The following is a 7998-nucleotide window of genomic DNA, read 5'->3' as shown; positions in this document are numbered from 1 at the left end:
TCATTGAAAAGTTTCTCCAATAATTTCTCTGGCAATCAAGACAAGAGCTTGGCAGTATGCACTTGTATCTGTTGACGGAATTTCTACTTCTGATTCTGCCAAATGTGCAATTATTTTACTTACAGCATTGTGGCAAGTTTTATCCGTATCTAAAACTTGAGATAAAAATGCCCACAAGGTTATAAATGGGTCAAATAATCGCTTTTTGTATTTTATCTTTAACTCAGAGATTGTTTGCCTAATTGCAGATTCTGGCAATAGTTCTTTAAAAGGTAGCCCCAAACTCTGATTAAATTTGTCCTTGAGGATTTGTACTCGTAGTGTCACAGTAGTATTTATGATGTTTGCTTGCTCGTCTTTTTGAAAGTATTTCATGAACGAGTAAGCTTTTCCTACTTACCACAAAATTTACACATCCCCTAGATCCCATTCCACTGTCTCTGCACTGCGATCGCTATGCGCGATGAACTTTATCGGCAGTCGCTTCCATGAAACTGCATCAAAGACAATTGCCTGACCCATCCCGGCATTGTTCAATAGCTTTAAAAGCCGTAGTCCTTATTCCACATAGCTTAGAGCTTTTCTTAGTGCCATTCGACTATGTATGTTGACAAACATCGTCTGACTATCGAAGGGAAAGCAGACCCCGCCCAACATCACCCTCTTCTAAAAGCCTTTTGGATCAGAATTAGAAGCATTCCAATTCCTACAAACACAAGGGCTAAAATGTGACTTGCCCCAGAAGCGAAAGCAAACAAAACGAGATTGAGCAGTAACGCGATCGCCGGAACTATATAGGGAACCTGAAACCCGTTAGTTTCAGCTTCTCGGCGTTTGATGAGTAGTAACGAAAGATTGACAAGACAAAACATTGCCAGGATTAATGTGGCAGTGGTTCCTGCTAAAACTTGCAGTGTTCCAGAAAGCGCCAAAAAAATGGCAATTGGTAAAATGACCAGCAGGGTTCGATAAGGCGTGGCTCTGCGTTGATGTAATTTCCCTAACCAAGCACTTAGCAGTCCTTCACGCGACATCCCATACAACAGCCGTGATGCGGTGACAAAATTTAACAGTGCCGTATTGAGTACGGCAAATAAAGCAATAATCGTAAAAATGACTTGGGGAAAATTGGGCTGCGCTCGACGAACTACATCGAGTAATGGAGCACCTGAAGCAGCAAGCTCGGAGGGATTGAGTACCTCAACAGCAAGCCAGGAGACGAGTATATAAACTGTGCCTGCGATCGCCAAGGACAGTAAAATTGCCCTTGGCACGTTCCGTTCGGGATTTTTAACTTCCTCCGCAACATTGACAATATCTTCAAATCCAATAAAGGCATAGAAAGCCAGTGCCGCTCCCTGAACAACTGCGCTCCAACCTACCGCTGGCTCGTTAGCGACAGCAGCAGGATTAGCTGCACCGCCACCGCTCAAATATAAGGTTGAAACCAAAATCACAATCAAAAGACCGCAAACCTCAATAGATGTGCAAAAAATATTGAGAGCCGAGGACTCCTTCATGCCTCTGAAATTGACAAAAGCCAGTACTGAAAAAAGCGCCAAGATAATTAACCAAGCTGGAATTGCTGGTACAAAAGCGTTGAAATAGCCGGCAAATGCTTTCGAGAGCGTCGCCATCGAAACTAAGCATGTACAAAACATTAACCAACCGACCAATATTGAGAGCCAGTCGGTGCGAAATGCCTTATGGACAAAATAGGCTACTCCACCACTTTGTGGAAATCGGCTGCCAAGTTCTGCGTAACTTAAAGCCGTGAATGCAGCTACAGTCATAGCACTCAAGAACGAAGCCCAAACCAAAGTGCCGGAAAGTCCGGCAATTTTTCCGATTACCGCATAAATTCCCGCACCCAAAATGTCACCCACTCCGTAAATCACTAGAGTTGGTAATCCAAACACTCGCTTGAGTGAATCTGCTTCTAGTTCATTTGTTTTCATACAGCGCCTGAGAGTTTTTTACTCAAATGCTAACTTTCAAACATCTTTGTTCTGATGATGAGAGCTATTTCTTCTCGTTAATAGTAATATTGCCTCATCCATCGCGGCTTGCAAACAAGGGAGGAAGCCTGAGACACAACAGGTCAAGTTTACTGCGATCATGTCTCTGCTGGATAAACTGACCATCACTTCTATTGTTGAAAGTGCGGCTGCATATTTTTATGCAATTGTTACAGGGGTGATGAAGATAAAAGTCCTGCCGCACTTGTCACCAGCGCTAAAAAATGGTCGCACGAGGCAATTGTAGAGAGGTCAAATATGTGACCAGAGCGTATGCAGAAACTCAAAGTTGCGGCGAATTCGGGGCAGAATTCGGGGTTTGAATTTTTGCAGGAGTGCTGGAGTGACGATCCGGCTTTGCAGATTGTGATCAAAAAACTATTGGTGAAGTTTCCGCAGTGGGGGATTGCGATTGTGGATGGGGAGTTGATTGAGTGGGAGGGGTATAGTAAGGCAATTTAGGTGTTATTGAAACTATTGAACTGTCAAAGCTACTGTTTTCTTTACCGGATGGATTAAAAACTGTTCTAGAAGGTGCTTGTACCATATAAAAAATAAGCCTTTATCTGGTTTTAGCTACCCTAAGTTGATTCAAACAACAGAGAAAATATGTAATTTAAATTAAATCTTAGATAAATCTTATTGAGAACCTAGTAAAGGCGATCGCAGACTCCCTTATTGCACTTCTAGGAGTAGGAATGCTGATTAGGTAAAATTCCCATCCACAATCATAAGTGTCAAAAGCTACTATAAGTCAAACAAAGGTACACAAAGTTAAATAACTAAGTAGACTATGAACACGAAAAAGTTTTTAATTACCACCATCGCGCTCTGTTCGCTAATAGCTTGTAATAATAAAAACAATGAAATGGTAAGTAATCAACAAACTTTACAACCATCGATTACCCAACAACCAATTACACAACGACGTGCTAACTATATTCGGACTGTTCCACAGGAGGGAGTGCAAACTTTTTCAGCGGACATTTTACCAGAAACAACAGACACGTTAGTAGTAGTCAAATTTTCGTATCCTGGTCTAGCACTTTCTCGTACACTACGTTTTGATGTGGAAAAACAAATTCTTACTGAGATTCCTGAAGATGGACGACATACGTTTGAGCCAGAAATTATAAAAGCGAATTTGAGACTATCTAAAAAAGCTGACGGAAAAATTCATCTCGAAGGTGATGCTATTTTTGACGAGACTATTTATCCGAATTTATGGGTGATTGATGAGATATGACTTTTCCCGTTAAGTCTTGAAAGGCTTACAAACAAAGGATTTAAGAAACAGCACAGCATATACGGTACAGTAATTGAAATCAGGTGCTAAATGCTGCACCGAGTCAATCTGCTTCTTTGTTGGTTGAAAACCTCTCTTGTGGTGATGAGACGAAAGACTGTCATGTTCGCGTAGCGTCTCGTAGAGAAGGTGCTTGTTCCGCCGCGCCCGTCGCTCAAAATAAAAAATCTTTAAATTCTGCGATCGCTAATCAAACACCAGAGCAAGTAGAACGAGGTTATTCTGCTTTATTGATGGTTGAAAATTCAGTTTCAGGTGGAGAAGTCAAAGCAAATCATGAGGGTGAAAGTTCCGCCGCGTCTGTCCCCAATCCTGAAAAATGGTCGCATGAGGCGATAGTTGCGAGGTCAAATGTACGGCCGGAGCGTATGCAGAAACTGAAAGTTGCGGGGAATTCGGGCGAGAATCCAGGTTTCGAGTACTTGCAAAAGTGCTGGAATGATGACCCGGCACTTGTAATAATGATTAAGAAATTGCTGGTAAAATATCCGCAGTGGAAGATTGCGGTTGTGGATGGGGTGCTGCAAGAGTTCTAATGACTTATTTCCAATTTTTCACTTTCCTTTTATTAGAGCAGCAGTAAGCTCATGAATAATAACAACCAAAACTTCACGGCTCAAGAATGGGATTGACTCAACCACAAAGCTGCTCTAGATTGGAAAAACTAAATCTTCATTGAAATAAGGATGAAATAAATTGAGTTACGATAATACTGCGAAGTATTTAGCTGAGTTGTATCCCACCGAGTTTGCCAAGTGGTTGCTAACAGATAAAACCACAGAAGTTACAGTACTTAAAACTGAACTGTCAATAGAGCCAATCCGTGCAGATTATGTCACATTTTTACAAACAAGTAGCCGGATTTTACATATTGAGTTTCAGACTCTCCCCAAATCTAATCCGCCGATTCCTTTGCGGATATTAGACTATTACGTGAGATTGAAACGACAATATAACACACCAATAACCCAAGTCGTGATTTTCTTGCAACAAAGTAGTGACCCGATTGCATTTACTGAAGAATACACGGATGAGTCCACAAATCATCGTTATCGAGTTATACGGTTATGGGAACAAGATTCAGCTTTGTTTCTGGATAATCCAGCGCTATTGCCTCTTGCGCCTTTAACTAGAACTGATTCACCTGCCGCTTTATTATCCCAAGTAGCCCAAAAAATCGCTAAAATTACAGATAGGGATGAAAGACAGAACATTGCTGGATGTACAGAGATATTTGCAGGTTTAAGGTTTGAAAAAGATTTAATTCGTCAATTTTTACGGGAGGATATTATGCAGGAATCTGTTATCTATCAGGATATTTTACAAAAAGGAGAACAACGTGAAGCTTTTCGATTTTTGAACCGATTGCTAAATCGACGTTTTGGTGATATTGAACCATCAATTATCGAACAAGTTCGAGTCTTATCTGTTGAACAATTAGAAGTGTTAGGTGAAGCCTTTTTAGATTTTTCATCAGTTGAAGATTTAGTAGCTTGGTTAGGCCAATTGGGGTAAAAGATAATTGGGAGTAGAAAGAGGGGGAGCGATGCCTACGGCAACCCTAAGAGCGATCGCACTTCAACTACTGGCATACTCCAGCACTCGTTCCCACTCCCAACGCCAAGCAGTCTCTACCAACATTTCCTTGCCGTTGGTGAATTGGTATAGATCATAATACTATTTTTAACAAGGAGATTTTAAATATACTTTGGACACAAAAATTATGGATGTAAAAGAACGAAATTGGAATTATTTTACTAACCATTTGCTCAATTGGCATGGAATTTGGACGCGATATACACCAGTTGGTGATGTCAAAGAATCGTTTCAAAGTCTGAGAAGTTTTAAAAGCAATCCAGAAAAGACTAAAATCGTCCATACCAATACTTATGTTTATGCAAATGGCGAAAATAAGCAAGAGAGTTGGGAATTTAATTTTCTATCAAATAGCTTAGATAATGGGCTTTTTCACCCATCACGCGAGACGATGCGAGGATATTTCTTTGCTTCGGGTCATGCTACTTGGGCAACAGTGAAGTTAAAATCCAACTCGTATTTTGGGATAGAATTATTCTTTCGATATGAAGATTTACGGCATAGTATAGGTATTGTTTACGACGAGAGCGGAAATTTATTTCATATAGCAAATATTCGTGAAGATTGTAATGGATTCCCTAGTAAATATTGGTCAACTGAATTAAATCAATTACCAGAACGTAATTTTAGTGGTGATTGGCAAGGGATATCTATGACTATTACTCCCAATCTGAAGATTTCCGAACCAATAGTAACTCAATTTAATTGGCATAGTGAAGGGCATAAATATTACTATTTACCTGACGGTGTTTCTGTCAATTGTCCTAGTTCAATCAGTATAGGCACTCCCTTTTCTCTAATCGCCAATTGGTTGATTAATAATTCCGAAATGTATCAACTAATTGCTAATTATGATGAATTGGGAGTATTTGATTCGCTGACGCTAGAAACATTTCTGATATCCAACGTTTAAGAGGTTGTTTGAAAAATGTTTTACTATGACTTTAGGTACTTTTATAAGGAATCATTTATCGGTGGTAAATAGGGAATTAAACCTTTGTGGAATGCCTCTTCTTGAATCTCGCGGGGAGTATAACGCGCATCCATAGGTAATCCATTGACGGAAATTAACCAGGCAGTTGGATGCTTATCTAGTCGGCTGGGCAAACACCAAGCCGTGTCATAGTAACTCATCTTCATCGTATCCCGAATTGCTTTAGACTTTCCTTGCCCGGTACTTTCCGCTACGCCAAAGACTTGGTAGAGTTCGCTAGCTTTGATATGAGGAGTCTGGGAGGAATCGAAGAGAAAGTTAACCATGCCGAGAGCGTGGACAATGCCACAAGCCCATGACTTGGCTTGTCCTGATGCTAGGGGGGAGGGACGTTTGCGGCACAGAGCAGCCGCCAGTTGGCGTGACATCTCGGCATATTCGGCGTTGAGATGTTGAGAGCAGAAGGCATCAGTAAGGCGGGTAATTTCCTCAAATTTCCCTTCCATCTGCTTCGGAACTTTTTCGCCTACTGGTTTAGCCATACAAATCATCAGCAATCGCCACCTTCAATACATTGAATTTTAGACCTTTCCAGTTGCTAATACTAGGTCTGTGGTCAAATCCAGTATTGAGAAAATCACTGATTTGATTGGTTCCGTCCCCTGAAACACAGATTCTTCATATAGGCAACAAAACACATCACCAACCAGCCAATGGGGACACATCGTAGCCCCGACTTGGAAACTGTGGCATTTCACCGTTCATTGGTAATTCTTCGTCACGTTGCTGATAATAGTTTTAGAGCTAATTATTCAAGAGGTTGATTGTGGTCTTTGCTCAAACCAATCCCCTAGATGTAATAACAACTCGCCTGACGTTAGACGAGTATCGGGCTATGGAAGAAACCAACCCAGAACGCCATGAATACCGCAACGGAGAGGTTATTACTATGTCGGGAGGGTCGGAATCTCATAGCGCGATCGCCAGCAATTTCTTAATTTACTTGGGATTTTTACTGAGAGACAACGATTTTCGCTTGTATAATAGCGACTTGCGAGTTTGGATTCCTGAATATCAGTGCGGTACTTATACCGATTTAATGGTTGTTAATGGTGAACCAGAGTTCAATGACAATCATAATGATGAAATTCTGAATCCAATACTTATTGTCGAAGTTTTATCGCCCTCTACCGAAGCTTATGATCGAGGTGACAAGTTCAGAAAGTATCGCTCTCTCGCCAGCTTTTGTGAATATCTGCTTGTGAGCCAAACTGAACCCTATATTGAGCAGTATCATAACTTGGATCGGAACAGCAATGATCGCTGGCTCTGGCAAGTTCACTCTAACTTTGAACAGGCGATTGTTCTGCACAGTTTAAACGTGGAAATTCCTCTGAATGAAATTTATCGTCGGATTAATTTTTAAGGGTGGCTAACTCTCTTACAAGAATACCTCTTACAGTATATTGTCTGGCTGGAAATAGTTGTTAAGTTAGTATAATTAGCGATTGCTAATCATACTAACTTTGATTACAAATGTCGCCAGAAACTCTTACTGATAGCTTTGAGGCTGACAGTTTTAGACTCAGATTTTGGCGGTTCTATAGTCTGAACGGCTACAGATTCATTCACCAGTAAAGAATTGAGTAGTTCTCGTTGATGGTCAACATCTTCTACTGTTCGATACACTCTACATGGATCTATTTTCATTCCCAAAGGTGTAGGAACAATTTTCAAATATTGATTTAGCAAGTCAATATAACTATCGTTGAAATTTCTTTGCTCCACATAACGACGTAGAAAATCAAGTAGTTCAATCGCTCTCCTGATTTCGTAACTTTCACAACTACTGTCGATTTGTGACTGACTTCTTCTGTAGCCTTTCATGTGTTTTTCGGCTACCAGATTTTGATATTTCACAACAGCTTGTTGATGGCTACCCAAAGAATGTACTTTTGTCTGAGACTTGTAACCAACTCTGCCCCACTCAACGGTGAGATTATTGCCTTCAACTTTCGCACTCCAGAATTTGTTACTGTTGTTAACAGCGTCAACAAAAACAAGATATGTTTCCATAGTTTTCATGCTGGAATTAGTAAACAGGTGAATATCTAATTTTTAGATATTCACCTGTAATTAGTTAT

At 40.5% G+C, this 7998-nt stretch carries 11 protein-coding genes; 7 read left to right on the top strand and 4 right to left on the bottom strand.

All coding sequences use genetic code 11. The features are described 5' to 3' along the window. Window positions 1-375 carry a hypothetical protein gene (locus tag ACEW80_RS09725; protein ID WP_373526374.1) on the bottom strand — a complete coding sequence of 125 codons (375 nt, stop codon included), beginning with the start codon at window positions 373-375 and terminating at the stop codon, window positions 1-3. A gap of 281 nt (window positions 376-656) precedes the next feature. Further along, window positions 657-1958 carry an APC family permease gene (locus ACEW80_RS09720; protein ID WP_373526373.1) on the bottom strand — a complete coding sequence of 434 codons (1302 nt, stop codon included), beginning with the start codon at window positions 1956-1958 and terminating at the stop codon, window positions 657-659. A 333-nt stretch (window positions 1959-2291) separates the two neighbouring features. Here ACEW80_RS09720 and ACEW80_RS09715 point away from each other — a divergent pair, with 333 nt between their 5' ends. The 6 genes from ACEW80_RS09715 (at window position 2292) to ACEW80_RS09690 (ending at window position 5833) form a co-directional block, all read left to right on the top strand. Then, window positions 2292-2480: a hypothetical protein gene (locus ACEW80_RS09715; protein ID WP_373526372.1), complete on the top strand. Its 189-nt coding sequence runs from the start codon at window positions 2292-2294 to the stop codon at window positions 2478-2480. Window positions 2481-2886: 406 nt separating this feature from the next. After that, window positions 2887-3264: a hypothetical protein gene (locus ACEW80_RS09710; protein WP_373526371.1), complete on the top strand. Its 378-nt coding sequence runs from the start codon at window positions 2887-2889 to the stop codon at window positions 3262-3264. Between the two features lie 83 nt (window positions 3265-3347). Continuing rightward, on the top strand, window positions 3348-3860 hold the full coding sequence (locus ACEW80_RS09705; RefSeq protein ID WP_373526370.1) for a hypothetical protein: 513 nt from the start codon (window positions 3348-3350) through the stop codon (window positions 3858-3860). A 160-nt stretch (window positions 3861-4020) separates the two neighbouring features. Beyond that, window positions 4021-4839: an Rpn family recombination-promoting nuclease/putative transposase gene (locus ACEW80_RS09700; protein WP_373526369.1), complete on the top strand. Its 819-nt coding sequence runs from the start codon at window positions 4021-4023 to the stop codon at window positions 4837-4839. Window positions 4840-4870: 31 nt separating this feature from the next. Next, window positions 4871-4999 (top strand): hypothetical protein, encoded by a 129-nt coding sequence (locus tag ACEW80_RS09695; RefSeq protein WP_373526368.1) that lies wholly within the window; start codon window positions 4871-4873, stop codon window positions 4997-4999. Window positions 5000-5047: 48 nt separating this feature from the next. Beyond that, complete coding sequence (locus ACEW80_RS09690) at window positions 5048-5833, top strand: DUF3598 family protein (RefSeq protein WP_373526367.1); 786 nt, start codon at window positions 5048-5050, stop codon at window positions 5831-5833. Between the two features lie 41 nt (window positions 5834-5874). Here ACEW80_RS09690 and ACEW80_RS09685 read toward each other — a convergent pair whose 3' ends face one another. Then, window positions 5875-6396 (bottom strand): DUF6398 domain-containing protein, encoded by a 522-nt coding sequence (locus ACEW80_RS09685; RefSeq protein ID WP_373526366.1) that lies wholly within the window; start codon window positions 6394-6396, stop codon window positions 5875-5877. A gap of 284 nt (window positions 6397-6680) precedes the next feature. Here ACEW80_RS09685 and ACEW80_RS09680 point away from each other — a divergent pair, with 284 nt between their 5' ends. Continuing rightward, window positions 6681-7280, top strand: a complete 600-nt coding sequence (locus tag ACEW80_RS09680) for a Uma2 family endonuclease (protein ID WP_373526365.1) — start codon at window positions 6681-6683, stop codon at window positions 7278-7280. Window positions 7281-7384: 104 nt separating this feature from the next. Here the strand turns inward: ACEW80_RS09680 and ACEW80_RS09675 are convergent, their stop codons facing one another. Then, complete coding sequence (locus tag ACEW80_RS09675) at window positions 7385-7930, bottom strand: WGR domain-containing protein (protein WP_373526364.1); 546 nt, start codon at window positions 7928-7930, stop codon at window positions 7385-7387. Window positions 7931-7998 lie beyond the last annotated feature (68 nt).

This window comes from Nostoc sp. (assembly GCF_041747015.1).
In the GTDB taxonomy this organism is placed as follows: Bacteria; Cyanobacteriota; Cyanobacteriia; order Cyanobacteriales; family Nostocaceae; genus Nostoc.
This window is presented reverse-complemented; position numbering and strand designations above follow the sequence as displayed.

What these genes read in the sequence shown, in the direction of transcription:
- ACEW80_RS09725 (WP_373526374.1), bottom strand. Translation starts at nt 375, where the DNA reads ATGAAATACTTTCAAAAAGACGAGCAAGCAAACATCATAAATACTACT.
- ACEW80_RS09720 (WP_373526373.1), bottom strand. Translation starts at nt 1,958, where the DNA reads ATGAAAACAAATGAACTAGAAGCAGATTCACTCAAGCGAGTGTTTGGA.
- ACEW80_RS09715 (WP_373526372.1), top strand. Translation starts at nt 2,292, where the DNA reads ATGCAGAAACTCAAAGTTGCGGCGAATTCGGGGCAGAATTCGGGGTTT.
- ACEW80_RS09710 (WP_373526371.1), top strand. Translation starts at nt 2,887, where the DNA reads ATGGTAAGTAATCAACAAACTTTACAACCATCGATTACCCAACAACCA.
- ACEW80_RS09695 (WP_373526368.1), top strand. Translation starts at nt 4,871, where the DNA reads ATGCCTACGGCAACCCTAAGAGCGATCGCACTTCAACTACTGGCATAC.
- ACEW80_RS09690 (WP_373526367.1), top strand. Translation starts at nt 5,048, where the DNA reads ATGGATGTAAAAGAACGAAATTGGAATTATTTTACTAACCATTTGCTC.
- ACEW80_RS09685 (WP_373526366.1), bottom strand. Translation starts at nt 6,396, where the DNA reads ATGGCTAAACCAGTAGGCGAAAAAGTTCCGAAGCAGATGGAAGGGAAA.
- ACEW80_RS09675 (WP_373526364.1), bottom strand. Translation starts at nt 7,930, where the DNA reads ATGGAAACATATCTTGTTTTTGTTGACGCTGTTAACAACAGTAACAAA.